Genomic DNA, 25,406 nt, shown 5'->3' with positions numbered 1-25,406 from the left:
ATGGATGAAGCCTTTTAATTTACCTTAGATTCATTTTCAATGTCCCAAAGCTTTTCAAAGAAGGGTTGTCCTTTAATTAAGCGTTCACAAAGAATTTCATGCTTTTCCGTCCAACCAAGCTGAACCTCTTGATAGAATTTCATCCAAATCTCTTCAAACGATAAATGCTGGAGATGTCGATATTCATGCGGAGCCCACTCGGTGTACCAATAACGAATTTCTGAAAGATTTTGGGCCGTTTGCAACTGGTCTAACGCCATAAAGAAAAGTTGTTTTAATTGACGCTCTTTACGAGTTAACCCACTCATATGTAGCGGATTTGGTGATAAAATATGATACTCCTTCTTATCCTGATAGAATGAGTATACTTTCGGTTCATGACATTCCACCATATCGTAGACTAAATGTTCTTGTCTAGGAATTAAACGACTCTTTCTAATTGGAACACTATACCCTATCGTATCTACGGCTATGATTCTAATTCCATCGGTAGCAATAAAACAATAATCCAACTGAATTCGTTCATGGTTTTTTCGCAAGTAAGCTTTCTGATATACCTCGTTTAATAGCTGTTCTGGAAGTTCATCTAATGAGTTTTCAATACAATCAAACATTCCTTTTTCAACCTTAAGAAGTGGTACTTGGTCGAGCAATTCAATTACGTCTTCTTTTCTCCACTCGTGAAAATGACAAACGTTATATCCATTTTCCTCGCCTTCAAACCAGTTGACCCAAACGTCATGAAGATATAGCATATTAACCCCTCGCTTCAATCCTATTTGTCAATCAGTATAGGCAGGCAGCTAGTATTTTATTCGTCTCCTAATAAAGAAGTTAGTCCATTTCATCCTTTTTTGATGGATAGTATATGGCTAATGTAATGAGTATGACACCCATAATAAGTAGGTAACTCTCAAAATGAGAGAAGAGAAACTGTAAGTATTCACTAAAGGTAAAGCCTGTTGTTAGTAAGTTAAGATACATAATAAATGTGACCCCTCCTGAAACAGCCAGGCTGAATCCAACCAATAAGATAAAACCTCTTACAAACATTTCATTTCTCCTCTCCCCATATACTTGTCCACTATTAACATATGAAAGGAGGTAGCGGATATGTTCGGATTTTCGCTCATTTTCTTACAATACTTCACGAAAAAACTCTTTAGAATCCACTTCTAGTAGGTCTAATGTCAATACAGTAGGATGCTCCTTTAAATAACGTTGAATTAATTTATAGCCTACTGCATACCCTGCCATCGTTGGCAAAAATCCTTTCCCAAATAAAATACGATCATGCATCGTATCTTCTCTAGTGACCGATTTATTAGGCTTAATCATTTTTGACCAAAAGCGTGTAAGATCTTTTTCAGAATATTTATGGCACCACTCTGCAACGTATTTGGTCCCGCAATATTCTTCCACAGCACTTTCCGCTAATCCTTCCATGATGATGGAATCTAAAAGAGTAAAATCTTCCATTTTCTTTATTTAAATTTTTTAATCTGACGGAGTGATGATATTCATGAACAAACAAGGCTTCAAGTTTCTGTTTGGATAAGCCTAATGGAAGAAACAAAAATAGCTTATCAGAAAACGTGACTCCTCCCATTCCATTTACCTGCGATTGATACGGAAAAATATAGATGGGAACGCTTTTTCCTTTCCATTTTGCTTTATACTTTCGTTCGAACAACGATACGTACTCCCAGTATTTTTCATCAAGAAACTGATCTATTTTTTCTTGACTATATTGGCTAGGACGATACATTCCAAAATTTTGGAGATAGAATTGAATTTGTTTCTCTGCTTTTTCTCTGTCCACTATTTGCTTTAAATATTTCTCTGGTCTCTGCCAGTCATTTTTTAACCACTCTCGAGTATCTCTTACCGCCATCGATATCTCCCCTTTTTGATTATCTATATGTAAAGAGAAGACAATTGGTTTAGGTTTATCCTAAAAAACAACAAAGGCTACTCGATTAAAAGTAGCCTTTGTTGTTTATTCACTTTCACTATATTTTCTAAATGCGATTGTTGCGTTATGTCCACCAAACCCTAAAGAGTTACTTATAGCTACATTTACAGCTTTTTCTCTCATCACATTAGGAACATAATCAAGGTCACATTCTGGATCTGGATTCGTTAAGTTAATGGTTGGTGGAAGCACATGATCTCTCATCGTGTATAAGGTAAATATTGCTTCAACTCCACCCGCTGCACCAAGTAGGTGCCCCGTCATGGACTTGGTTGAACTAACAGCAAGTTTGTAGGCATGTTCACCAAATACTGTTTTAATAGCGCTAGTTTCAAATTTATCATTATATTGAGTACTAGTACCATGAGCATTTATATAATCTACTTCAGAAGGAAGGATACCGCCGTCTTCTAAAGCCAATTTCATTGCACGTGCCCCGCCTTCTCCTTCTGGAGATGGTGATGTAATGTGATAGGCGTCTCCTGTGCATCCGTAACCTACAATTTCTGCTAAAATGGTTGCTCCTCTGGCTTTTGCGTATTCAAGTTCCTCAAGAACTAAAATACCTGCCCCTTCTCCCATTACAAATCCATCACGATTTGCATCAAACGGACGACTTGCTTCATTTGGGTTAGGGTTCGTTGACAAGGCTGTATTGGAACTAAATCCTGCTAATGACATTCTAGTTATGGGAGCTTCAGCACCACCGGAGATCATGACGTCAGCATCCCCACGCTCAATCACCTTAAAAGCATCACCTATACAGTTGGTTCCTGTTGCACATGCCGTAACCGTACAAGAATTAAACCCTTTAGCTCCAAGCGTAATGGAAACCTGTCCTGCTGCCATATCTGGTATCATCATGGGAACAAAAAAATGGACTTACACGCTTATACCCTCGTTGTTGGAACACTTCAAATTGCTTCTCAAATGTTTCCATTCCACCAATCCCTGAACCAATCCAAACTCCTACACGGTGTGCGTTCTCTTCATTAATATCAAGTCGAGCATCTTTCACAGCCATTAGAGAGGATGCCACAGCATATTGCGTAAAACGATCCATCTTTCTTGCATCTTTCTTTTCCATATACTGTTCTGGATCAAAGTCTCTTATTTCACCTACAACTTTTGCAGGATAATCGTCTGGGTTTAGCCTTGTTAATTCTTTTATACCTGAAATACCTTGTTTAATATTGCTCCATGAAGATTCTGCATCTAATCCAACTGGAGTAACGGCACCTACACCTGTCACAACTACTCTACGTTTTTCATCATATTCATCTCCTTATTCTTAAGAGATTATTTTCCCCATTTTAATGTAATAGCGCCCCATGTCAGGCCACCACCAAATCCTACCATAACAATGATATCGTCGTCTTTAATTTTCCCTTCTGATAATGCGTCAACTAAAGAAATTGGAATGGACGCGGCTGATGTATTGCCATATTTATGAACGGTCTTGGACATTTTTTCTTCGGGTAACTCTAAGCGTTGTCTTGCTGCTTCCATAATCCGAATGTTTGCCTGATGTGGGATTAGGAAATCCACATCGGCTTTCGTTAATCCTGCCTTATCTAAAACGGCCACACTACTATCGCCCATTTGCCTAACAGCAAATTTAAATACTTCCCGACCGTTCATTTGAACATATTGATCTTGGTATAAGTGCTTACCTCCAGATCCATCTGATCCTAGTTCAAAACTTAAGATTCCTCGATCTTCTGAAACAGGTCCAATTACAGCAGCACCAGCACCGTCACCAAATAAAACGGCCGTGTTCCGGTCTTCCCAGTCAACAATCTTTGAAAGCTTTTCTACTCCTACTATTAATACATTTTTGTATACCCCACCCTCAATAAATTGCTTAGCTGTCGCCAAAGCATATATAAACCCACTACAAGCAGCACTAATGTCCATCGCAGCTGCATTCTTAGCTCCCAACTGCTCTTGTAACATACACGAGACTGATGGGAAGGGCTGATCAGGTGTTACAGTGGCTACTAGTATCATTTCAATATCGTTTGCTGATATTCCAGCATCTTCGATAGCTGCTTTAGCAGCTCCAAAAGCTAAATGGGATGTATTTTCCTCATCTGTGGCAATATGTCGTTGTTCAATTCCTGTTCTTGTTCTAATCCACTCATCTGTTGTATCCATTCTCTGTTCTAAATCTTGGTTGGTCACTACTTGGTTAGGCACGTATTTCCCTACACCTATTATACCTGCTTTCATCTCTCCAACCCCTTTCTCCAGCCTATATATAAACCTAGATACTATTATTTATTATTATGACTTGGTACTAATTTTATCCGAAACATCACTCTTTTGCAAATTGTTTATTCGTCTAGTCCAAAATCATTAACGGTCATACACTGTTAAAAAGGAGTTATTCTTATGGACCAAAAAGAACGAAAGCCACATCCCTTTGATCAATTTTTATTTAGAGAAAGCGGTAGAGAATCAGAGACATTCATTCCTCACGAACCAGAAAACGTTGAAAATGGTCAAGACGATGATTTAATGAAACACTTAGCGGACCTTTATGAATCAATTGAAGGACTTTCTCCCTTATTTGAACAGTGGTACCCCACAGTGAAAAAATGGTTTTTAAAAGAATAAAAAAGAAGGTGCTCCCAGTTATACTATTGGGACACCCTCATCTTTTTACTTATCTTTTTGTCCATCCTCATATCCAAGCGCGTAAGCCTCATTCATTACTTTTGTGAATAGCTCCATAAATGGTTGCATCATTTCCATTGAAAATTCAATACCAGATGCATCCATTTTTCGCTTAGCTTCTGGTAAATACTTCATGGCTACTTGCATAAATTCTAGTGAGCGATCTTGTTTCATGATTATTCCTCCTCAGGCAATTTTCCTGTTTCTACATATTTTTGAATATAGACATTCAGTTGATTTTGGAAGTCCTCATCAATTAATGGGCTAAACTTTCCAAGCATAATGGCATCTTCTTGAAAATCAAAAAATAAATTCCCAGCAGGCAGATTCTCTTGTGAATAAAGCTTAGCAGCTTCTTTATATAATGTTTCAACGTTTTGAACGGTGCTCGTTAGAACTGTATTTTCTCCTAAATCCCATTGATCCGAGACAAATCCAATGGCATATAGCCCTTGATTCTTTAATTGCTCGATTACGGTAACATTATACCCATCTCCCGCTGGATACACAACATCCACGTTTTCTCTCATAAGATTATCTAAAGCTAATATAGCCTTATCCTTATCATCCCAGTCATTTATGTACTTAACGTGAACTACGCTGTCTTTATTCTGGAACTTTGAGCCGTCAACAAATCCTTTGATCTCAGGTTGCCAATCGTAAGCACCAATGACACCCAAATGTCCTGTATCAGAACCATACGCTGCAGTCATGTCTCCAAAATAGCCCATAGCATAGGACTCGAAGTTTAAGCTAGTGGTATTCGACTCCGTTGCATTTCCATTAAAACTGACAAAATGGATGGTCGGAAAATCTTCGGCAATTTCATTAAATATACTACTATACGAGGAATCATGACCGAAAACTAACGTCACTCCATTCGATTGAAACTCTCTAATTGTAGTGATTACTCCTTCTTTCGAACGTATTCCTTCTTCAAAAAAACGTCGACATTGTATGTAGATTGAATCGTTAGTAATCCTTTGTAACCCTTAGTACCCCAAACCTGATCACTAATCGTATCAGGTACAATTAACCCCACTTTCCATGGTTCCGTTGTTTGAATAGAGGTGTTAGAACAGGCAGGAAATAGGCTCATACTGAAAAATAGTATTGTTATGATGCCAAGTCTTTTACTCATATTTAGAGACTCTCCTTCTGTCGTGCACAATCATTTGCTTGTACAAGAATTCAATTAAACTATATTATTATTCTACCTTTTTTTCTCTTGTATGAAAAGGAATTTATATTCCATCTGTTTCAGCTGTTTGGATTTGTTTATTTAACCCTTCTTGAATGTCCATAGTTGGAGTGATTGGAAGAATTGTGATACATGCGTTTTGGCAAATATGTCTTTTATTCAGTGACGAAAATCGTAATGGGGACCTGTTTAAAATTTCTAACCCTTTCTCCCATTCCTGTTTTTCAGTTGAAATCATCGAAAAATCTCCCCGTTTATACATGGATTGTACAATATGGGTGGCAACATCATCTATATACAAAAGGTTGTCGGGGTCATCTATAAGGTTTGGGGTGGGTTCATTTCCCCTTATTATGCTTTGATATAAAAACTCTTCAGGCTGGTATGGTCCATACACTGTTGGCAAAAGAATAAGTTGAGATTGTTCAGATCGACATACACTATGAGGAGAAGTAATGGGGAGGATATAATGAACAATGGCCTGTTTATTTATAGGAAACTCTTTTAATGAGTTTGTTATGAAATCAAAATCTCGATGGCGATATAAATCAATAAAGATATGACGACACTCTTCTTCTCCTGTAAATTCTTCTAGTCCAACATACCTTGCATTAGCATTTCTACCTATTTCTAACCAACGATCTGAAGGTTCTATCCCTAGTCCTACACCAACGGTCTCATACCCATTTTCCAATAATTCTTTGCACACAGCAAAACCGATAAAGCTACAAACTGGATAGACAACCGCAAGACTCATTTGATCTCCCCCTTTTTTATAGTTCACCTTCATATTCTTCCAAGAAACTTACAATCATTTGGTTGGACGTAAACCTTTTTTCAGGTAAAACATATACCATTTTCGTTTGGTACTCTCCTTCTACTCGACGATTATATATATTCTTTATGAGTAAATCTTGTGAAATATAACGGGTAGAACCAATCCAATGAATAAAACAAATTGGCACTTTCAAGCTTTCTAAATAGAATGGATTTTTCTTTTTAATCCATTCTTAAATGCTTCGTAATGCTTTTCATCAAACTCATATGACTGGGACAATTCTTTCATTAATTTTTTCTGAAAAACTTCTTCTCTTCTTCTTGTTGAATATGTTCTTTTAATGATAAACATGGGTTTATAAAAACGATGGAACGGATATCTTTAGCAGACGTTTTAGTAAGCTTTTCAACTGTAATAGAACCCATTCCTTCCGCAATGATGTGGATGCGATTATTTATGATCTCACTTTTTTTCACATGATGGATGAGTAGCTTTAGCAGTGAAATAGCTTTAGGACTTCCCCAATGGTTCCCATAAAGGTTAGAATAAAATATATAGTATCCCTTGCTTAATAAATCCTCGACAAGTTGCTGTCTTGAAATATGCTCTGTCCAAAAATCTGTGTTCTGATCTACATAGTGATTTTGATCGGCGATTATGAGAACAGCAAAACCATTAGGCTTTTTGGGGTAAAGTATTCTGCACCATTCCTTTTCTAATTGAAAGTTCGGTTTCTCATTCTAAACTCTCCTTCAAATCTAGATAATGATCCTTCTTTACGTTCGGCGCTATGGTAGTGTATGTTGACTCTCATCTCTTTGATAAGTCAATCGCCCATTATGCTTAAAAATTTCTACTCATCCCTGGTGAAAACTCTTTCAGAAAAGCTTTTATAAATAAGGCCACCTATGGTAAGATATTAAGCGTAAACTTACGAATACTACTTATAAATTACATAGACAGAATGAGGTGGTTATCAATGAAATATTTCTTTACTATTTTTTTGGTACCTTTGTACTTGTGCAAATGACGACATATGTAACAAGTTCGATGGCAGGGGATGCATTTAATTTTGGTGTTGGTACGATTATGGCAGTTATTGCTACTGTATTCATTTTTATTGTAACATCTATTCTTCCTTCAGAACCTGTTGAAAAGCATTAAAAACTATAAAAGAGTGACCCCAATGCTGGGATCACTCTTTTTCATTTAAGGCTTCGGCATATATGACCAGTAACGGTCATCATTTGAATTTTCTGGAAATCGATCTCCCGCTTTCATTTTCACCTTTCTTGGATTTTTCACTCCACTTCCTGTTTCTCCAATCTCAATGTAAAGACCATTATTCGGTGCTTTTTGACCAGATTTAAATTGTCTAGATTGCCCCATTTCAAACCCTCCTTCGTTACTTTTTATCCTTTCACATTTTCCTTTTTCCATTCACTAATTATTTTCACACATATGTTTAAAATCATGGTACATTTAAAGGTGGAAATCAAATTTTGGAGGGCAATACATGAGTGCTGAAGTAGTAGAGTTACTGAAATATTTGTTTTTAGGAATCTTCCAAGGCTTTACCGAGCCGATCCCCATTTCTTCAAGTGGCCATTTAAAATTAGCTCAACATTTCTTTGATCTCGATTTAGAAGGTCTAACTTTTGAAATTATTGTGAATACAGCTTCATTATTCGCTGTTTTACTGATATATCGTGAAGATATCTTGAGGTTAGTCCGAAATGGATTGGGTTATTTATCAAAGAAAACGGAAGAAAACAAAAAGGATTTTGATTTTATCCTTTACTTAATCATAGGTACAATACCAGCTGGAGTTATAGGTGTGCTGTTTGGAGACCTGATTGAAGAAACATTTAATAATATTAAGTTTGTGGGTGCCACACTCATTATTACAGGTATTGGACTTTGGTATATCCGCAATATGAAAGGAAAAAAACGTGATGGTGATCTGTCAATGAAAGATGCGATCATTGTTGGATTAGGACAGGCTGTTGCCCTTATGCCTGGAATCAGTCGTTCTGGAGCTACCATTGTTGCGGCTATGGCACTGGGGATGAAACAAGAGACCGCTTTACGTTTTTCTTTCCTCTTATTTATACCCATTAGTTTAGGGGTAACAGCGAAGAGTGTTTCTGATATACTAGAAAGTAATACAATAAGTGAATTATGGATTCCATATACCTTAGGTTTTATTGGATCTTTAATTGCTTCTTATTATAGTTTGAAATGGTTTATGAACATAATGCAGCGCGGAAACCTTAAATACTTTGCCTATTATTGTTTCATCGTAGGCTTAGCTGTTTTACTGTTTGTATAATTAGGCACATTTATAAGGGGATGGAAAAAATGAGATTTGAAGAGCAACTCCATTCTAACATCCGCAACTTTTTTACTGATGAAAATCATAAACGATCCGTTGTAAAAGGGAGTTTTCTGTTTCGTGAGGGTTCGACAGCTAATGAAGTATATTTTCTTCAGCAGGGCAGAATGCAAATTAGCAAAGTTATACCGGATGGTCGAGAGATTTCTTTGCGAATGACGTCTGAAGGAGATGTAATCGGTGATTTTACACTTTTTTGCGGAACGTCCACTCATTCAATGAACTGCAAAGCTCTTGAAAATTGTACGGTTTATTCTTTACCAAAGAGTATTTTTGAGCAAAAACTTGCCAGAAATCCTGAGTTGACGATTGAATGGCTAAAGTGGGTACAGCTTCAAAATCGTCGTAATGAAACGAAATTTAGAGATCTCATTTTACATGGTAAAAAAGGAGCTCTCTATTCAACCATTATTCGGTTAGCGAATTCTTACGGGAAAGCAACTCCAGATGGTATAGTAATTGATTTACCTCTTACCAATCAGGAGTTAGCCAATTTTTGTGGTACCTCAAGGGAAGTAGTGAATCGACTTCTGAATGAATTAAAAAAAGAAGGTGTTCTTTCCCTTGAGAAAGGATATGTAACCTTACATCGACTACAATTTTTAAAGGATAGTATTGAATGTGAGGATTGTCCGATTGAAGTTTGTCAAATACACTAAGTTTCTTTTGGAAATAGAAAGAGGAGGTTCTATACTGGAACCTCCTCTTTTCGATTAACGAATACCTAGTGCTATTTTTGCATAACGACTCATCTTATCTCGGCTCCAAGGCGGATTCCATACAATGTTTACTTCAGTATCCTTCACTTCAGGTATGTCCTTAAGAGCAATTTTCACTTGATCGACAATGGTACCAGCTAAAGGACAGCCCATAGAAGTTAGCGTCATCGTCACAACAGCTAACCCCTCGTCGTTTAATTCTACATCATAAACTAATCCAAGATTGACGATATCTATACCAAGTTCAGGGTCAACAACTTGTTCCAATGCGCCCATCATATTATCTTTTAAGTCTTGATCCATTCCACTCACTCCTTCTCTTCTAGTGTAACAAATTTTTGTCACAGACTCCAAAAAGTCCGCTTAAATATGTCGACAAAACCATTCTACAGTTTTTAAAATAGCTGGCCGTGGTACTTTATGCTCTCCTTCTTCATCCACCATAAAATAGATATGCTCTTTTTGATCATATGTAGGATATATCGTTGCATAAAAGTTATACGTTGGTTGAAAGGGCACCACTTGATCTTTTTTCCCATGCCATAACATTAACGGTCTATTGTTCAGTAATTCGGGCTGTAAAGACAAATCAAAGGTTCTTAAGGTAGAAAGTAAGTCGCTTACATCTTTATCATCCAGTGGCAATGAGTCGTTTTCCTTTACCCATTCTACTTGTTTTTCTGCAAACTCTACAGGAGCGGGACTACCCATTAACGAAACGGCCGCTTTTATCCAAGAGTATTGAGTTAATGCCCCTAATGTTACGATCCCTCCCATAGAAGTTCCCGCTATTCCAATTCTTCCGTTCTCTATTTTTCTTAGTTCATTATACTTTTTTTTGTAGTATTTCTAATTCTTTAATGGTTTGGATGACAATCTCCCAAAATCTAAAGCCTAGCTGAATTTCTGATAGCCCTATTTGCCTTTCTCCATGGTAAAGAGTATCAGGTAAAAGTACACGGTAGCCCTTTTCTGCTAAATAATACGCATACGGCAAATTATGTTCCTTAGCACTTGTAAATCCATGTATAAAAATAACGAAAGGAGCCGCTTCATTCCGTAAAGAAAAATCTACAACTTCTAAGAATGGGACTTGACCCCATTTGTTTCGTTCAATTCCTATCATTTTTATTCCTCCTCTACACTGACTCATTGTACTCTTATTAACAAAAAAGTGGTAACAAGTAGACAGAATAGTTTTATGTCTCTACACTAAGAGTAAGGCATATAGGTAAAGGAGACAAATATGGACAAGCATTTAATTGTATTAGATTTAGACGGGACCTTATTAACAGATGAAAAAAAGATTTCACCTAGAACAAAAAAAGCGTTACAACAAGTAATGGAAAAAGGTCATGAGGTAATGATTGCAACCGGAAGACCTTACAGAGCAAGCGACATGTATTATCAAGAATTAAACTTACATACACCTATCGTAAATTTTAATGGGGCTTTTGTTCACCACCCCTTACAAAATGATTGGGGTCCTTTTCATGAACCAATGGATTTAGATGTAGCGTTGTCCATTATTGAAGCTTGTCATAAATTTTCTTTCTTCAATATTATTGCAGAAGTAATTGATGATGTATATTTTCATTATCATGATGAACGTTTGATTGAGATTTTTTCTTTTTGGAGAGCCTTCCATTGAGACTGGTGACTTACGATCCATTTTAACAGACCACCCCACTTCCCTTCTCATTCACGCAGATGATACACATGTTCCAAGCATCAGAGAACATTTAAGCTCTGTTCATGCAGAAGTTATTGACCATAGAAGATGGGCTGCACCTTGGCATGTTATTGAAATTGTAAAAGCAGGCTTACATAAAGCCAAAGGAATTGACATCGTCGCCAAAGATCTTGATATCCCTGCTGCTAATGTTATTGCATTTGGAGATGAGGATAATGATTTAGAAATGATTGAATATGCCGGTATTGGTGTAGCCATGGGAAATGCCATAGATAAATTAAAGGAACTTGCCAACGAAATAACTTTATCAAATGAAGAAGATGGAATTGCGGTGTTTTTAGAGAAAAAATTTAATTTATAATGGATGCTTATCCAATTGTTACAACCATTAAACTTCCTCTACATTGTTCATACTAGTTAAGGAAGATTCAATATCTTCTACGACTAGGTGGGGAGTGATCACATTGGCAAAAAGTAATAAATCTAAAAGATTTGTTCAACAAGGTAAAGTGACTGTGAATAAGCATGATGAGAAAATTCCTTATCATTTAACGTACGCTGAAGCAGAAGCACTTAAATTGCAAAATGTGCACGACTCCTCTTTAGGAGGAAATTAATCATGTCTAACCCTTTGTTTCGACAAGCTCGACAATTCGTTGAAGAGGCAAAGCATACGGTGGAATTTGGTTCAGATATGGAAATAAAAGCTTCCATAGCTAAGGCAAAAAACGCGCTGTCTTCTGCTTATGCTAATTGCAACGTCTACGAACAACGTCAATTACGACAGCTACAAGGACAGTTATTAGAAATAACTGAGCCTTAAAATAGATTTTAGATTTATAAAGGGTATTCCTAAAATGATTCTTTAGGAATACCCTCATGTATTAATCTTTTCTAAAAAATACCGAAAATCCCTGCTGTTTCAACGATATTTGTAAAAGCTTGTGGATCAACGTCTTTAATTATATGCTCTAAATCATACAGTTCATATCGGGTTATCACGACAATCATCATTTCTTTGGCTTCTTTTGTAAAACCTCCTTTTGCCGGTACGGTAGTGATACCGCGCACTAATTTCCCATGTATAGCATCAGTAAGCTCTTGTGACTTCTTTGTGATGATCATGGCCGTTAGCTTTTCATGTCTCGTATGTATGGCGTCAATCACTCGTGTAGAAACGTATAAGGCAACTAAGGTGTATAAAGCTTGTTCCCAGTCATAAAGAAACCCCGCGGTCACAATAATCAATCCATTTAATAGAAACAAATAAGCTCCAACTGGCCGATCCTTCATTCTTGATAGAACCATTGCGACAATATCCATTCCACCCGTGGAAGCCCCCATTTTAAGGTTAATCCGACTCCTAAGGCTCCTATTACTCCACCAAACACGGCATTTAATAAGATGTCTGGAGAAAGCTCTACTACTGGAATGACTTCTAAAAAGAACGTTGTAGCAAAAACGGAAATAAAACTATAAATCGTAAAACCTTTCCCTACTTTCACCCATCCTAGAATTGTAACCGGAATATTTAACAGGAAAAATAATATACCCGTCGATACATGAACGGATGTATAGGTAGAAAGTAAACCTGATAAAAGCTGAGCAATACCTGTGAATCCACTTGCAAAAACGTTAGCTGGAATTAAGAATAAATTTAAGGCTGTTGCTCCAAATATAGCGCCAATAATAACAATCACGATTTTCTTTGCTTCAATAATAAATACATCTCTTGACATGGCAAAACTCCTCCAATCTTCATTATTCTGTACGTTTTCCATTAAAACATATTATTTGATTGTACAAAAACAAAAGAAATCTGTAATATTTAAAGTAAGACTTTTGAATATTGAGGGTGAACGTTTATGAAAATCCAATTATTTGCTGATAGTGCATGTGACTTACATGCATCTTATTTTTCACAAGAAGAGCTAGAGCTCATTCCACTTAAAGTGCATATTAAAGGTAATGAATATGAAGATCTTATTGGAATTGATGCAAAAGAACTTTATAAGGAAATCAGAAGTGGAGAAGTACCGAAAACATCTCAAGCCTCTCCAGTTTTACTTGAAGAAAAATTCACACAGCTTGCCGAGTCAGGAAAATCAGGGATATACATTGCTTTTTCTTCAGAGCTTTCAGGCACATATCAAACAGCCGTCATGATACGTGACCAAGTAAAGGAAACCCTTCCTACCTTAGACCTTACGATTATTGACTCGAAATGTGCATCTCTTGGCTATGGATTAGTTGTAAAAGAAGCATTAAAAGCTATAAACTCTAACCTTCCTAAAGAAGAGATCGTCGAACTAGCTAAGGAGCACGCCAACTCTATGGAGCATTTATTTACTGTTGAAGACCTCGATTACTTAGCTAAAGGCGGAAGAGTTAGCAAAGCATCTGCCTTCGTAGGTGGACTATTAAATATCAAACCTCTTCTTCATGTTGAAGACGGAAAGTTAATTCCACTCGAAAAGCTACGAGGCAAAAAAAGTTGCTTGCTCGTATACTTGACTTAATGGAAGAGAGAGGCTCGAACCTTGATCAACAAACCATTGGGATTAGTCATGGTGATCACGAAGAATTAGCTCAAGAAATGAAAACGTTAATTCAAGAACGCTTCCAGACAACTGAATTTGAAATCAACATGATAGGAAGTGCAGTAGGGTCACATTCAGGACCAGGAACACTCGCCATATTCTTCTTAAATAAACGGTAACCATAGAATATCTTTCTTATGACTACACACACTAGTCATAAGGAGGAGAATCATATGCCACATACTTCTGATAATGATAAAAAAGCACGTGATAATAATGCCCTTCATCATGAGAAAAATATGATGAAAGAGGCCAACCGCAAAAAGGGTAAACATCAATATTCTAAAAAAACAGATCATTTATAATTAAACAGAGACCCTCATGATAGGGTCTTTTTCTATACCATTTTTATGACCCAAACTTCCCTTGGTTAAACATGTATTGGTGACTTCTTGAAGATTACATTTTTATCATTTGGGTAAATAGTGCAGTAACGAGTATGCTTTTCTTCCCTGTGTAGAAAACTATCTCAAGAATAATCAATAGGAGTGAGTAAAATGTCTCAGTCAAAAAATAAAACAAACCTTTCCACCTCAGCATCAAGATCATCAGCCAGGAACCACTGAAGATATGCACCCACAGCCTAAATATGTAGACGACAACTATCTAGGCAGTGACAAGCTAAAGGGAAAAGTGGCTTTAATATCTGGTGGTGATAGTGGAATCGGGAAGTCTGTTGCTCTTTATTATGCAAAAGAGGGGGCAGATATTGCCATTGCTTATTTGGAAGAGCATGAAGATGCTCAAAGTAACAAAAAAAGAAATAGAAGCCATCGGTCAAAGATGTGTATTATTTTCTGGAGATTTAGGTGAAGAAACATTCTGTCAGCAAGTAGTTAGCCAAACCATAAATGAACTAGGAAAATTAGATATTTTAGTTAATAATGCAGGAGAGCAGCATCCAAAAGAAAGTATTTTAGAGATTACATCAGAACAGCTAGAAAGAACGTTTAGAACAAATATTTTCTCCTTCTTTTACATTACTAAAGCAGCTCTTCCACATTTACCAAGAGGTGCATCCATTATAAATACAACGAGCATCACTGCTTATAAAGGTCATGAAACTTTGCTCGATTATTCATCAACAAAAGGCGCAATTACAACTTTTACTCGATCCTTATCCATGCAGCTTGCTAAAGATGGAATTCGAGTGAATGGCGTTGCTCCTGGTCCTATATGGACACCTTTAATACCATCTACTTTTGATTCTGAGAAAGTACAATCATTTGGTAGCACAACGCCAATGGGACGGGCTGGTCAACCATTTGAGCTTGCTCCTGCATATGTTCATTTAGCTAGCGATGAATCTTCTTATACTACTGGACAAATTATTCATATAAATGGTGGAGTCATTGTAAATGGATAATAAAAAGGCTGCCCCTTTTAGGCAGCCTTTTTAACCTTATAACCCAACATACTCACCAAGAGACTGACAAGATTGGCGCACCACAATGGTATGTGGTACAGAAATTCTTCTTGCTTCTTGATTTGGAGTTTCTAATATATCAATTAAAGCTTTGGAAGCTTGATAGCCAAGTTCAAAGATATTGATATCAACTGACGTCAATTGTGGCCGTGATAGTTCTCCAAACAACACATTATTAAAGCTTACAATAGATATGTCCCTTGGTACCTTGTATTGATGTTCGTTTTAATTTTTTTAATTACGCCTAGAGCCATTAAATCATCGGTGACAATCATAGCTGTTGGAGGAGAAACTAAATTCATTAATTTCTTTACCGCTTCTACCCCACCTTCTTCTAAGAATGGCTCATGCACAATGTAAGAATTATTTATTTCAACTCCAATTGATTCTAAAGCTTTTTCGTAACCTAAAAGACGTTCTAATGTTACGACCAGCTCTAAATCTCCACCTATAAAGGCGATTCTCTCATGACCGAGTCGAATAAGATGCTGTGTAGCTTCTTTCGTCGCAGAAAAGTTATCATTGTCAACGTGTGTGATTCTGTCTTCATGTTTAAATGGTTTTCCAATGACAACAAACGGAAAATCTCTCTCTAAAAGATATGAAACAATTTGGTCATTAACTCTTGAATATAGTAAGATAACCCCATCCACTCTTCTTCCTTGAACCATTTGAACAACCCCATCTAAAATTTCTTCATCGGTTTGTCCTGTTGTGATCTGAAGAGCAAAGTTTTTCTCATGAGCCCCTTCGCTTAAACCCCTCAAAACGGTAGGGAAAATGGGTTTTGAAAAACACATCACCTGAACTAGGTAACACTAATCCAATAACCTTTGTAGATTGATTAGCTAAACTTCTCGCTATAAAGTTAGGGTGATATCCTAATTCATCCATTGCCTCTCTTACCTTTTGCTTTGTTTTATCACTAATTCTTGGATTATTAGCAATCACCCGTGAAACTGTTGAAGGTGCAACATTTGCTAATTTTGCAACATCCTTAATAGTAACCCCCATCATATTTCCCCCTGTATTGTAAACCTACTGCTCTGACTTTCTCTTCTTACCGCGCTTCCAAGCCATATACATAAACCCTAAAAAGACAATATAAACCGCAGCGAGCGCCAATATAAATCTGATATTGATACCAGATTTCTCTGTTAGAGCGTAAATTTCTGATGTTTCTCTATCTAATGTAATCGAGTATTCACCATTATTTTCTCTTATAAAGTCACCATTTAATAACCCTTTAAGTTTCTTTTTTATTTTCTAGGCTTGAAGCATCGACGACAATCGTCTTAGTTTCACTGCTATCATTGATGGCAACGACAATCGTCTCATCCTCATATTCTCTTTTATACACAAGCATACCTTTATCTTCTCCTAGAAGTTCAATTGTCCCTCTAGTTAATGCAGGTAATTCTTGACGTAGCTGTCCAACGTCACCAATGTATTCAATTAGCTCTTCATCCGTATTGAAATTCATAAGACGTCGGTTATCTGGATCTTCCCCACCGTTTAAAGCAATTTCAGACCCATAATACACAATGGGAATTCCAGGAATCGTATACATATAAGTGATTGCCTGCTTCCATCTAGTTGGAGGAAACATATTATTTTGCTCCGCTAGCATTGTGAATCGACTCATATCATGGTTATCAATAAAGTTCCCCATGAGATAAGGATCTTCATAAAACGTTTCGCTGTACTTCCAGTAGTTTGGAAGTCGGTCCATTGAGACATCGACATGTTGAAATACTGAACGCAACTCCTCATTTAACGGAAAATCAACAAATCCATCAATCCCTAGGCCTGTGTAAGCCTCAATTCCACGTGGGTCTTTGTCAAAGATTTCACCGATTAAATAAAAGTTATCCTTAACTGATTTCACTTCATTCGAAAACTCTGACCAAAATTCTTGAGGAACGTGACGAACAGTATCTAAACGGTACCCATCAATATTTGTTTCTTCAATCCACCATTTTGCAGCATCAAATATATACTCTTTTACTTCTTCATTTTCTGTATTTAAGTCAGGTAATCCGTATATCCATCCATTCTGATAGGATTCAGGATCCGACCAATTCACAGCACCAATATCCTCGTGGAACCAATCTTGCTTTGATGGGTCTTCAAGCCAAGGATGGTCATATCCGACATGATTCACAACAAAATCTAATATGACTTTCATGTCACGACTATGTGCTTCCTCTACCAGATTCTTAAACTCATCCAACGTTCCAAAATGCTCATCCGTGTTATAAAAGTCGTTAATCCAATACCCGTGGTAACCTTTTTCCATGTTATCAAACACAGGTGTTAACCAAATGGCTGTAAAGCCCATATCTTGAATATAATCAAGTTTTTCATTGATCCCTTTAAAATCTCCCCCTTGGTAGGCCCTAGGGTCTGTAATATCACTATCTAAATCATTTGTTGAATCCCCGTTAGCAAATCGATCCACCATTATAAAATATATGGATTCATCCTGCCACATTCTTTCTTCTTTTTCATCAGCAAGTATGGGTTCTGCTGAATAAAAAAGAAGAAACGGGATTAAAATGAGTGCCAACACTCTATTTTTCATCACCGCTCCTCCTCTATTGTTCAATATTAACCTTTTGTACCACCAGCTGTTAATCCGGAAACGAAATACTTTTGGAAGTACAAGAATAGTAATGCAATTGGCAATGCGATTAATACGGAGCCAGCTGCAAATGTTGTAAACTCTGCTCCAAATTGTTTTGCTACAAGATCATACAGTCCTACAGGAAGTGTATACTTGTCTTCTGAACGAAGTAAGATACTTGCTAAGATAAAGTCAGCAAATGGAGAAATGAATGAGAACAATGCTACAACCGAAATAATCGGTGTTGCAAGCGGCATTACAATTTGGAAGAAAATTCGTAAATGCCCAGCTCCGTCCATTTTTGCTGATTCATCAAGCTCTTTTGGAATCGTATCAAGGTACCCTTTCATCAACCATGTGTTCATCGGAATTTGTCCACCTACATACACTAGGATAAGCCCTAAATGAGTATCTAGCAAGCCTGTTTGTAAGGCAAGGACGAAAATTGCGATTAATGCTGCAAAGTTTGGAATCATTTGCAGGATTAAGAATGTTAATAAACCGTTCTTACGACCAACAAAGCGATAACGAGAAAACGCATAAGCCGTTAAACTAACAGAAATGACTGTGAATAGCATCGTAAGTATACTTACTTTTAAGGAGTTCCAATACCAGGTCAAATAGTTAGATTGGCTCGTGTCAAATAACTCTTTATAATGCTTTAACGTAGCATTTTCAGGAATAATACTGGAACCAGATAAGCTTTGACCTGGATTAAACGATGATCCTACTATCCATGCAAGTGGATAGAGGATGATCATAAACATGATACCAATGACTAGGTAGGATAGTGTCAGTCTAATTGTTCTCTGTGTCTTAATATTCATATTACATCATATCCTCTTCTTGGAATGAGTTCGTTCTTCTAAACTGCCATAGCGCTACTGTAATAACAATAGCAGAAAGTATTAATGTGATAGCGGCTGCTTTCGAATATTGTGCAGATGTCATTGTCAGACTGTAAATCCAAGAGATTAAGATATCTGTTCCGCCTGCATTTGTTCCTGGAAGAGCAGGTCCACCACCATTAAATAAGTAAATAATATTGAAGTTGTTAAAGTTGAATGTAAATTGAGTAATAAGAATTGGTGCTGTAGCAAATAACACTAACGGCAACGTGATATTCTTAAATTTTTGGAATGCAGAGGCACCATCTACAGTTGCTGCTTCGTATAACTCTTCTGGAATCGATTGCAGTACACCAGTCGTCATAGCGAAAATGAATGGAAATCCTAACCACGCTTGAATTCCGATTAGAGCGATTCGAGTGTACATCGGTTCAGTCATCCAAGAAACGGGCTCAATTCCCAAAAATGCCAAAATGTCATTGTTAATCGTACCGAACGATTCATTGAACATTCCAGCAAATACAAGAATTGAAACGAATGCTGGAACCGCCCAAGGTAAGATAAATACAGTACGGATTAATCGTTTACCTTTTAGATCTTTTTGATTAACGATAATGGCTAAGAAAATTCCTAGTGCTACTTGAGAAGTAGTTGCACCAAATGTCCATACTAATGTCCAAGCAAGTACACTAAAGAATGTTTCACGCCAAATAGGAATATTGAAGATATCTACAAAGTTTTTAAATGCTACCCAGTCCACTAATTTTGCCGGTGGAGAATGGTATAGATCATAGTTCGTAAAAGCTAACAGTATTACAAAGATAATCGGGAAAATAACAACAAATGTAAGTAATAGAAACCCTGGTGAAATGATTAGATACGGGAATCCACTATCCACAAGGTTGCGATACTGTTCACGAATCGTACTTAATTTTTCTCCTCTGTCTCTTTTCTCACCATTTTTGTATGCATCGTTTAAATTTAATCCGTAGAATAACAATCCGAACATAATGATTATGACAGAAAGAATACCTTCAACTAATAAGAAGACAGAATGATCTCGTGGTGTTTTTCTCCTAGAGTAACTAACCCCCAGAGCCCCATGTTTAAAGTGTCTAAGAAAACAATGAAAAACGCAGCTGTAAGGACGAGGAATGCTCCTCCTTTTAAGAATTGCTTGTTGTAAAGTTGTCCTAAACCTGGTACTAGGGAAAGGGCCAGTGCTGTTTTTCGATGATTGGATTGATAGGATACGTCAGCCATCCTAAATTCCCCTTTCTACTACATCTAATTTTTTAAGCTTTCAAAAGCTTTGTGAAAGAAAAATGTATTTTCTTTCACAAAACGTTTGAAAAGAAAAGGGATAGCAGCACTGAAGCACCGCTATCACTTTCATTTAGTTTGAATGGTTCGCTTGAATGTTTTGTTGAATTTGATCTACTGCAGTATCAGCAGCTTCTTGAGGCGCAGCTTTACCAGTTACAACTGTTTGTAAAGCATCAGCCATTGGGCCCCAAACTTCTCCCATTTCAGGAATGTTTGGCATTGGAGTAGCGTGTTGAGATTGCTCAGCTACTGCTTTAGCACCTTCATTTTCAGCAATTGTAGGATCATCGATTAACGCAAGGTTAGTCGGAACCTCTTGAGTTTGTTCAAAGCGATATAGAGAGTTTTCATCACTTGTGATGAATTCTACAAATTTAGTTGCCCATTCTTGGTTTTCAGAATAACCAGATACGTGCCATCCTTTAACACCCATGAATGTTTGCATATGTTCACCGTTTGGTAATGTTGGAAGTGCTGCCATACCGATATCAATTCCAGCATCTTTATAGCTTTGGAAAGACCATGGTCCATTCATTACAGCTGCAACTTTACCTTCATTGAATAATCCGTCCATTGCAGAGCCACCGTTTTCACCGACGATTCCACTTGGGAATAAACCTTCTTCATACCATTTTTGAATGTAAGAAATTCCTTCTACTGCACCTTCATTGTTTAATCCTAACGCAGATGCATCAAGAGCGCCATCAACATTTTCAAATACATATCCGCCAAATCCACCAATTGGACCGTGAGCGAAATAGAAGTTATCCCATAATGCTAAGAAACCGTATTCTGCATCACCAGGATTTTTAGCGATTTCATATAGATCATCCATAGATGCTGGAGCTTCAGAAAGTAAAGCTTTGTTGTATACTAAAACTGGAGTTTCTGAAGATTTTGGTAATCCGTATAGAGTCCCGTCAAATGTTTGAGCAGTGACTGAAGACTCTGTAAAACGATCTAACACTTCTTGGTCTACAGTTAATGGAGCAATATGACCTGCAAGGGCATTTTCACCAATTTGGTCATGTGGAAGAGTTAATACGTCAGGACCTGTTCCAGCAGGACCGTCAAGACGAAGTTGCTCTTTCATTTTTGTAGCCATTTCTACTTCTTTAAATTCAATTTCGATACCGTATTCAGCTGTGAAATCAGCTGCTACTTTTTCTAACCAACCACTTTTCTCTTGGTCTTCCCATACAATAAGCTTTTCAGGCTTATCAGCTTCTGTTGTTTCTGTACCTTCGTTTGTTGTGCCTTCATCTGTTGTTTCCTCATCTTGAGGACCACATGCAGCAAGCACACCAATCATTAACAAGAATGCCATGAATAATGTTAACGTCTTTTTCATTTCAAGACCCCTCCCAAAAGTATAAGTATATTCTTCATATAAATTGAGCAATTCGTAGAGAGAATATGTAAGCCCTTTTTTGTAACGCTTTCATTTTCTGTGAAAACGATTGCACAACCTACTTTCATTATACTTACATTCAAACGTTAATCAATAGTTTTTTAGAAAAAAATTATAGAATACTAGATTTTTTGTAATCGTTTTTACACTTTTGACACATTTGTATCTATTGATTGACATTGTGTTCTTTATTGAATAAGCTTTAGGGGAATTAAAAAAGGAGGCTACATCTTATGCTAAAAGAAGCGATTTATCACCGTCCGAAAGATAATTATGCATACGCTTGCACTAAAGATACTCTACATATTAGAATCCGAAACAAAAAAAAATGATGTGACAAACGTTTCATTATTACATGGAGACCCATATGATTGGAAAGACGGAAAATGGATACATTCCTCTATCCCGATGACTGTTAGCGGCACAGATGCCTTATATGAGTATTGGTTTGTTTCTATAAAACCTGAGTTTAGAAGATTGCGATACGGCTTTAAATTAGAAGATGAGGACGAAACCATCTATCTAGGTGATAAAGGGTTTGGGGCAGCTCCATGGGATGATGTAGCTTACTATTTCTGTTTCCCATTTTTACATCCAAATGATGTGTTTGATGCTCCAAATTGGGTGAAAGATACGGTTTGGTATCAAATATTCCCTGAACGATTTGCTAATGGTGATCAATCTAATGATCCTGAAGGTACATTACCATGGGGAGGAGCAGCACCAACACCCGAAAACTTCTTCGGCGGAGATCTAAAAGGTGTAATTGAAAAAATTCCATACTTAAAAAGATTAGGCATTAGTGGAATCTATTTCACTCCTATTTTTAAAGCATATTCTAATCATAAATACGATACAATCGATTACATGGAAATCGACCCTCAGTTTGGTACAAAAGAAGATTTAGTAGAATTAGTAAACACCTGTCATGAACAAGGAATAAAAGTAATGCTTGATGCAGTATTTAACCATAGCGGCTTTTACTTCCCACAATTCCAGGATGTATTGGAAAATGGTGAGAATTCTAAGTATAAAAACTGGTTCCACACACATGAGTTTCCTTTAAAAACAGACGACATTCCAAATTATGATACGTTTGGATTCGTTCCACAGATGCCAAAGTTAAATACTCAAAACCATGAGGTGCGGGAATATTTATTAGAAGTAGGTCGTTACTGGGTAAGAGAGTTTAACATTGATGGGTGGAGACTTGATGTTGCAAACGAAGTGGACCACCAATTCTGGAGAGATTTCAGAACCGAGGTGCGATCTATTAAGCCCGAATTATATATCTTAGGAGAAATTTGGCACGATTCTATGCCTTGGTTACACGGAGATCAATTTGATGCGGTTATGAACTATCCATTTACAACAAATTTATTAAATTTATTTGCAAAGCAGTCTATTACAGCAAAGGAATTTGTTTGGAATATGACAACGGTTAATCATATGTATCCTTCCACTGTTAATGCGGTTCAATTTAATTTAATCGGAAGTCATGATACTCCTAGAGTCTTAACGGAAGCAGGGGAAGATAAAAACCGATTAAAACAAATTTTCAACTTTTTATTAACATTTATCGGGACACCTTGTATTTATTATGGAGACGAGATAGGATTAACTGGCGAACAAGATCCAGGCTGCCGTAAATGTATGCCTTGGGACGAGAGTGAACAAGATTTGGATCTATTCACACATGTGCAAACCTTATTACGATTAAGAAAAGAAGTTCCACTTCTTGGTAATGAAGGTACTTTCACATTTTTAAATCCCGACCAACATGAACATGTGATAGGCTATACTAAGACGGATGGACGAACAACCATTTTAATGTTAATGAACACTTCTTCTTTGGACCAAGAATACAAAATTCCTTTTAACTTAAAAGGAAAGTTAATCAAGAATCTTTGGACAGAAAAGGAATACGCCGCAGAAGCAAGCTCGTTAATTGAACAATTACCACCATACGGATTTACGATACTAGCTTTTGAAGAATAAAGCTAAATGAGTTAGTCAGGTGATACATGAAATGTTCTCCACATTCATGTACTCACCTTTTTTCTTTTTTATTCTGTTAAACAACGCTGCTAATTTCCGCAAAATGATTTCTCTACGTAGGCTTAGTTGGAGCCTTGTCGAATAGGCTGACGCATTTTCTCCAAATTCACCGCTGGATATTAGCTTATATCAAAATTACTATGCATCAAAGCCTTCTTATTACATGCTTTTTTTGGATCTTGATTGACTAAAGGAGTTCACATTATGAGTAATACAGCCAAAAAATTAACCCTTTTTTCCCTTACATGGCCCATTTTTATTGAAGTATTTTTGCACATGTTAATGGGAAATGCTGACACCCTTATGCTTAGCCAATATTCTGATGACTCGGTAGCTGCCGTCGGAGTATCAAACTCCATCTTATATTTAATCATTGTTATGTTCGGTTTTATTACAACTGGAACCTCTATTCTCATTTCTCAAAATTTAGGGGCAAATAAGGACCGAACAGCAAAAGAAATTGCCGTTACGTCACTAGCTGCCAATCTTGCAATAGGACTAATGCTGAGTATAGGGCTCTTTGCGTTATCCTCTCACCTCTTATCTCTTATGAATTTACAAAGCGAGCTGATGGAAGAAGCCTCTAAGTATCTTAAGATTGTTGGTGGATTTGCCTTTATTCAAGCATTAATCATGACAAATGGAGCCATTTTACGAAGCTATGGATTCACTAAAGATGCGATGTATATCACGATTGGCATGAACATTCTTAATATTATAGGAAACTATTTTTTTATTTTTGGACCTTTTGGGTTACCCGTCCTCGGTGTTGAAGGTGTTGCCATTTCAACAGCTGGTAGTAGACTAATCGGGTTAATTGTTTCCTTTATCGTTTTGCTAAAAAGATTAGACTATACTCTACCTTTTTCTATATTAAAAATAGTCCCAAAAGACCACCTCAAGAATCTTTTGCAAATAGGGATTCCTTCTGCTGGAGAACAACTTTCTTATAGCGCATCACAGTTTGTCATTACGATTTTTGTTAATAGTTTAGGAACTGAAGCCCTAACAACCAAAGTATACACCCAAAATATCACTCTTTTTATTTTTATGTTTAGTATTGCCTTGAGCCAAGGAACTCAAATTTTAATCGGTCATCAAATTGGGGCTGGTAAATACGAGGATGCCTATAGGCGTGGGATTAAAAGCTTAAAAATTGCCATCTTTACTACCATTGTCATCGCTGCATCCTTTGTTCTATTTTCATCAGATTTATTCTCACTATTTACGAATAATGAAAAAATTATCGCTTTAGGAGGCACTCTCCTTCTTATTAACGCATTTTTAGAGCCAGGAAGAAGTACTAATCTTGTCATCATCAATTCACTTCGAGCAGCTGGTGATGTACGATTTCCAGTTTATGTAGGGATTGCTTCCATGTGGGGAGTGAGCGTCTTGCTGTCCTACCTATTAGGCATTGTTTTAGGATTAGGGCTAATAGGTATTTGGATTTCATTCCTTTTAGATGAGTGGATTCGAGGTATCCTAATGGTAATTCGCTGGCGCAATAAAAAATGGGCAGAAAAATCATTCGTCCACGGTAGCTCTTTGTAAAATGCACCTAAATTTAGGTGCATTTTTTATTTCATGTTAACTTTTCTAACATTAAAGCGTTTTCATTAATATTTACACTTGAACTTTTTAAAAATTCAGCATATGATATAAAATATA

The 25,406-nt window shown here is 36.9% G+C and carries 23 protein-coding genes and 10 pseudogenes; 12 read left to right on the top strand and 21 right to left on the bottom strand.

The genetic code is table 11. From position 1 onward, the window contains the following. Nucleotides 1–14: 14 nt before the first annotated feature. From M44_RS05295 to M44_RS05275, 6 genes and pseudogenes are all read right to left on the bottom strand, one after another. On the bottom strand, nucleotides 15–755 hold the full coding sequence (locus M44_RS05295; RefSeq protein WP_010171567.1) for a YjbA family protein: 741 nt from the start codon (nucleotides 753–755) through the stop codon (nucleotides 15–17). A gap of 79 nt (nucleotides 756–834) precedes the next feature. Continuing rightward, the gene (locus M44_RS05290; protein WP_010171565.1) at nucleotides 835–1,053 is read right to left on the bottom strand and encodes a YuzI family membrane protein; all 219 of its coding nucleotides are present in this window, start codon (nucleotides 1,051–1,053) and stop codon (nucleotides 835–837) included. Between the two features lie 84 nt (nucleotides 1,054–1,137). Further along, entirely contained in the window at nucleotides 1,138–1,446 is a 309-nt protein-coding gene (locus tag M44_RS28735; RefSeq protein ID WP_162013645.1) for a DUF2268 domain-containing putative Zn-dependent protease, read from the bottom strand. Continuing rightward, nucleotides 1,376–1,894, bottom strand: coding sequence for a DUF2268 domain-containing putative Zn-dependent protease (locus M44_RS28730; RefSeq protein WP_010171561.1), 519 nt, complete (start codon nucleotides 1,892–1,894; stop codon nucleotides 1,376–1,378). Before M44_RS28730 ends, M44_RS28735 begins: the two co-directional genes overlap by 71 nt. Before the next feature lie 105 nt (nucleotides 1,895–1,999). Next, nucleotides 2,000–3,227, bottom strand: a pseudogene (gene fabF / locus M44_RS20555) (beta-ketoacyl-ACP synthase II). 47 nt (nucleotides 3,228–3,274) lie between these two features. Continuing rightward, nucleotides 3,275–4,207, bottom strand: coding sequence for a beta-ketoacyl-ACP synthase III (locus tag M44_RS05275; RefSeq protein ID WP_010171555.1), 933 nt, complete (start codon nucleotides 4,205–4,207; stop codon nucleotides 3,275–3,277). Nucleotides 4,208–4,369: 162 nt separating this feature from the next. On the opposite strand from M44_RS05275, the gene M44_RS05270 reads away from it, so the two are divergent. Then, nucleotides 4,370–4,594, top strand: coding sequence for a hypothetical protein (locus M44_RS05270; protein WP_010171553.1), 225 nt, complete (start codon nucleotides 4,370–4,372; stop codon nucleotides 4,592–4,594). Nucleotides 4,595–4,639: 45 nt separating this feature from the next. Here the strand turns inward: M44_RS05270 and M44_RS05265 are convergent, their stop codons facing one another. The 6 genes from M44_RS05265 to M44_RS26815 form a co-directional block, all read right to left on the bottom strand. Next, nucleotides 4,640–4,828, bottom strand: a complete 189-nt coding sequence (locus tag M44_RS05265; protein ID WP_010171551.1) for a ComZ family protein — start codon at nucleotides 4,826–4,828, stop codon at nucleotides 4,640–4,642. Nucleotides 4,829–4,830: 2 nt separating this feature from the next. After that, complete coding sequence (locus tag M44_RS20550) at nucleotides 4,831–5,553, bottom strand: BMP family ABC transporter substrate-binding protein (protein ID WP_337444036.1); 723 nt, start codon at nucleotides 5,551–5,553, stop codon at nucleotides 4,831–4,833. Nucleotides 5,554–5,561: 8 nt separating this feature from the next. Then, nucleotides 5,562–5,795: a hypothetical protein gene (locus tag M44_RS27850; protein WP_237705211.1), complete on the bottom strand. Its 234-nt coding sequence runs from the start codon at nucleotides 5,793–5,795 to the stop codon at nucleotides 5,562–5,564. Nucleotides 5,796–5,898: 103 nt separating this feature from the next. Then, nucleotides 5,899–6,612, bottom strand: a complete 714-nt coding sequence (locus M44_RS05255) for a hypothetical protein (RefSeq protein ID WP_059282420.1) — start codon at nucleotides 6,610–6,612, stop codon at nucleotides 5,899–5,901. 16 nt (nucleotides 6,613–6,628) lie between these two features. Beyond that, the gene (locus M44_RS24795) at nucleotides 6,629–6,820 is read right to left on the bottom strand and encodes a hypothetical protein (RefSeq protein ID WP_010171547.1); all 192 of its coding nucleotides are present in this window, start codon (nucleotides 6,818–6,820) and stop codon (nucleotides 6,629–6,631) included. A 100-nt stretch (nucleotides 6,821–6,920) separates the two neighbouring features. Next, nucleotides 6,921–7,058 carry a hypothetical protein gene (locus M44_RS26815; protein ID WP_010171546.1) on the bottom strand — a complete coding sequence of 46 codons (138 nt, stop codon included), beginning with the start codon at nucleotides 7,056–7,058 and terminating at the stop codon, nucleotides 6,921–6,923. Nucleotides 7,059–7,602: 544 nt separating this feature from the next. Here M44_RS26815 and M44_RS05240 point away from each other — a divergent pair. Further along, on the top strand, nucleotides 7,603–7,797 hold the full coding sequence (locus tag M44_RS05240; RefSeq protein WP_010171544.1) for a DUF2929 family protein: 195 nt from the start codon (nucleotides 7,603–7,605) through the stop codon (nucleotides 7,795–7,797). 45 nt (nucleotides 7,798–7,842) lie between these two features. On the opposite strand, the gene M44_RS05235 is transcribed toward M44_RS05240, so the two are convergent. After that, entirely contained in the window at nucleotides 7,843–8,022 is a 180-nt protein-coding gene (locus M44_RS05235) for a YjzC family protein (RefSeq protein WP_010171542.1), read from the bottom strand. A gap of 127 nt (nucleotides 8,023–8,149) precedes the next feature. On the opposite strand from M44_RS05235, the gene M44_RS05230 reads away from it, so the two are divergent. Next, nucleotides 8,150–8,965, top strand: a complete 816-nt coding sequence (locus tag M44_RS05230; protein ID WP_010171539.1) for an undecaprenyl-diphosphate phosphatase — start codon at nucleotides 8,150–8,152, stop codon at nucleotides 8,963–8,965. Nucleotides 8,966–8,994: 29 nt separating this feature from the next. Continuing rightward, nucleotides 8,995–9,687, top strand: coding sequence for a Crp/Fnr family transcriptional regulator (locus M44_RS05225; RefSeq protein ID WP_010171537.1), 693 nt, complete (start codon nucleotides 8,995–8,997; stop codon nucleotides 9,685–9,687). 54 nt (nucleotides 9,688–9,741) lie between these two features. On the opposite strand, the gene M44_RS05220 is transcribed toward M44_RS05225, so the two are convergent. After that, on the bottom strand, nucleotides 9,742–10,050 hold the full coding sequence (locus M44_RS05220; protein WP_010171535.1) for a metal-sulfur cluster assembly factor: 309 nt from the start codon (nucleotides 10,048–10,050) through the stop codon (nucleotides 9,742–9,744). Between the two features lie 60 nt (nucleotides 10,051–10,110). Next, nucleotides 10,111–10,873, bottom strand: a pseudogene (locus tag M44_RS20540) (alpha/beta fold hydrolase). Nucleotides 10,874–10,993: 120 nt separating this feature from the next. Here M44_RS20540 and M44_RS20535 point away from each other — a divergent pair. The 3 genes and pseudogenes from M44_RS20535 (at nucleotide 10,994) to M44_RS05200 (ending at nucleotide 12,263) form a co-directional block, all read left to right on the top strand. Further along, a pseudogene (locus M44_RS20535) lies at nucleotides 10,994–11,801 on the top strand (Cof-type HAD-IIB family hydrolase). 103 nt (nucleotides 11,802–11,904) lie between these two features. Continuing rightward, nucleotides 11,905–12,057 (top strand): hypothetical protein, encoded by a 153-nt coding sequence (locus tag M44_RS27485; RefSeq protein ID WP_010171529.1) that lies wholly within the window; start codon nucleotides 11,905–11,907, stop codon nucleotides 12,055–12,057. Between the two features lie 2 nt (nucleotides 12,058–12,059). Beyond that, nucleotides 12,060–12,263: a DUF3813 domain-containing protein gene (locus M44_RS05200; RefSeq protein ID WP_010171527.1), complete on the top strand. Its 204-nt coding sequence runs from the start codon at nucleotides 12,060–12,062 to the stop codon at nucleotides 12,261–12,263. Between the two features lie 61 nt (nucleotides 12,264–12,324). On the opposite strand, the pseudogene M44_RS20530 reads toward M44_RS05200, so the two are convergent. Next, nucleotides 12,325–13,179 (bottom strand): annotated as a pseudogene (locus M44_RS20530) (YitT family protein). Nucleotides 13,180–13,305: 126 nt separating this feature from the next. Here M44_RS20530 and M44_RS20525 point away from each other — a divergent pair. The 3 genes and pseudogenes from M44_RS20525 to M44_RS20520 all read left to right on the top strand — a co-directional run bounded on the left by M44_RS20525 (nucleotide 13,306) and on the right by M44_RS20520 (nucleotide 15,406). Next, nucleotides 13,306–14,159 (top strand): annotated as a pseudogene (locus tag M44_RS20525) (DegV family protein). Nucleotides 14,160–14,213: 54 nt separating this feature from the next. Beyond that, nucleotides 14,214–14,345 (top strand): DUF3941 domain-containing protein, encoded by a 132-nt coding sequence (locus M44_RS25945; RefSeq protein WP_010171525.1) that lies wholly within the window; start codon nucleotides 14,214–14,216, stop codon nucleotides 14,343–14,345. 208 nt (nucleotides 14,346–14,553) lie between these two features. Continuing rightward, nucleotides 14,554–15,406, top strand: a pseudogene (locus M44_RS20520) (SDR family oxidoreductase). A gap of 36 nt (nucleotides 15,407–15,442) precedes the next feature. Here the strand turns inward: M44_RS20520 and M44_RS20515 are convergent. The 5 genes and pseudogenes from M44_RS20515 to M44_RS05155 form a co-directional block, all read right to left on the bottom strand. Further along, nucleotides 15,443–16,480: pseudogene (locus tag M44_RS20515) on the bottom strand (LacI family DNA-binding transcriptional regulator). Between the two features lie 24 nt (nucleotides 16,481–16,504). Continuing rightward, nucleotides 16,505–18,050: pseudogene (locus M44_RS20510) on the bottom strand (alpha-amylase family glycosyl hydrolase). A 26-nt stretch (nucleotides 18,051–18,076) separates the two neighbouring features. Next, nucleotides 18,077–18,919 carry a sugar ABC transporter permease gene (locus tag M44_RS05165; RefSeq protein ID WP_010171516.1) on the bottom strand — a complete coding sequence of 281 codons (843 nt, stop codon included), beginning with the start codon at nucleotides 18,917–18,919 and terminating at the stop codon, nucleotides 18,077–18,079. A 1-nt stretch (nucleotide 18,920) separates the two neighbouring features. After that, nucleotides 18,921–20,203: pseudogene (locus M44_RS20505) on the bottom strand (carbohydrate ABC transporter permease). A 133-nt stretch (nucleotides 20,204–20,336) separates the two neighbouring features. Then, complete coding sequence (locus M44_RS05155; protein ID WP_010171514.1) at nucleotides 20,337–21,617, bottom strand: extracellular solute-binding protein; 1,281 nt, start codon at nucleotides 21,615–21,617, stop codon at nucleotides 20,337–20,339. Between the two features lie 293 nt (nucleotides 21,618–21,910). On the opposite strand from M44_RS05155, the pseudogene M44_RS05150 reads away from it, so the two are divergent. Together M44_RS05150 and M44_RS05145 are read left to right on the top strand one after the other, a co-directional pair. Beyond that, nucleotides 21,911–23,675 (top strand): annotated as a pseudogene (locus M44_RS05150) (alpha-glycosidase). A gap of 264 nt (nucleotides 23,676–23,939) precedes the next feature. Next, complete coding sequence (locus M44_RS05145) at nucleotides 23,940–25,289, top strand: MATE family efflux transporter (RefSeq protein ID WP_010171511.1); 1,350 nt, start codon at nucleotides 23,940–23,942, stop codon at nucleotides 25,287–25,289. Nucleotides 25,290–25,406: the final 117 nt, after the last annotated feature.

Source organism: Bacillus coahuilensis m4-4 (assembly GCF_000171615.1).
GTDB classification, from domain to species: domain Bacteria; phylum Bacillota; class Bacilli; order Bacillales; family Bacillaceae_K; genus Bacillus_T; species Bacillus_T coahuilensis.
This window is presented reverse-complemented; position numbering and strand designations above follow the sequence as displayed.

Coding starts and splice junctions, on each gene's coding strand:
- M44_RS05295 (WP_010171567.1), bottom strand. CDS start 755: ATGCTATATCTTCATGACGTTTGGGTCAACTGGTTTGAAGGCGAGGAA.
- M44_RS05290 (WP_010171565.1), bottom strand. CDS start 1,053: ATGTTTGTAAGAGGTTTTATCTTATTGGTTGGATTCAGCCTGGCTGTT.
- M44_RS28735 (WP_162013645.1), bottom strand. CDS start 1,446: ATGGAAGGATTAGCGGAAAGTGCTGTGGAAGAATATTGCGGGACCAAA.
- M44_RS28730 (WP_010171561.1), bottom strand. CDS start 1,894: ATGGCGGTAAGAGATACTCGAGAGTGGTTAAAAAATGACTGGCAGAGA.
- M44_RS05275 (WP_010171555.1), bottom strand. CDS start 4,207: ATGAAAGCAGGTATAATAGGTGTAGGGAAATACGTGCCTAACCAAGTA.
- M44_RS05270 (WP_010171553.1), top strand. CDS start 4,370: ATGGACCAAAAAGAACGAAAGCCACATCCCTTTGATCAATTTTTATTT.
- M44_RS05265 (WP_010171551.1), bottom strand. CDS start 4,828: ATGAAACAAGATCGCTCACTAGAATTTATGCAAGTAGCCATGAAGTAT.
- M44_RS27850 (WP_237705211.1), bottom strand. CDS start 5,795: ATGAGTAAAAGACTTGGCATCATAACAATACTATTTTTCAGTATGAGC.
- M44_RS05255 (WP_059282420.1), bottom strand. CDS start 6,612: ATGAGTCTTGCGGTTGTCTATCCAGTTTGTAGCTTTATCGGTTTTGCT.
- M44_RS26815 (WP_010171546.1), bottom strand. CDS start 7,058: ATGGGTTCTATTACAGTTGAAAAGCTTACTAAAACGTCTGCTAAAGAT.
- M44_RS05235 (WP_010171542.1), bottom strand. CDS start 8,022: ATGGGGCAATCTAGACAATTTAAATCTGGTCAAAAAGCACCGAATAAT.
- M44_RS05230 (WP_010171539.1), top strand. CDS start 8,150: ATGAGTGCTGAAGTAGTAGAGTTACTGAAATATTTGTTTTTAGGAATC.
- M44_RS05225 (WP_010171537.1), top strand. CDS start 8,995: ATGAGATTTGAAGAGCAACTCCATTCTAACATCCGCAACTTTTTTACT.
- M44_RS05220 (WP_010171535.1), bottom strand. CDS start 10,050: ATGGATCAAGACTTAAAAGATAATATGATGGGCGCATTGGAACAAGTT.
- M44_RS05200 (WP_010171527.1), top strand. CDS start 12,060: ATGTCTAACCCTTTGTTTCGACAAGCTCGACAATTCGTTGAAGAGGCA.
- M44_RS25945 (WP_010171525.1), top strand. CDS start 14,214: ATGCCACATACTTCTGATAATGATAAAAAAGCACGTGATAATAATGCC.
- M44_RS05165 (WP_010171516.1), bottom strand. CDS start 18,919: ATGAATATTAAGACACAGAGAACAATTAGACTGACACTATCCTACCTA.
- M44_RS05155 (WP_010171514.1), bottom strand. CDS start 21,617: ATGAAAAAGACGTTAACATTATTCATGGCATTCTTGTTAATGATTGGT.
- M44_RS05145 (WP_010171511.1), top strand. CDS start 23,940: ATGAGTAATACAGCCAAAAAATTAACCCTTTTTTCCCTTACATGGCCC.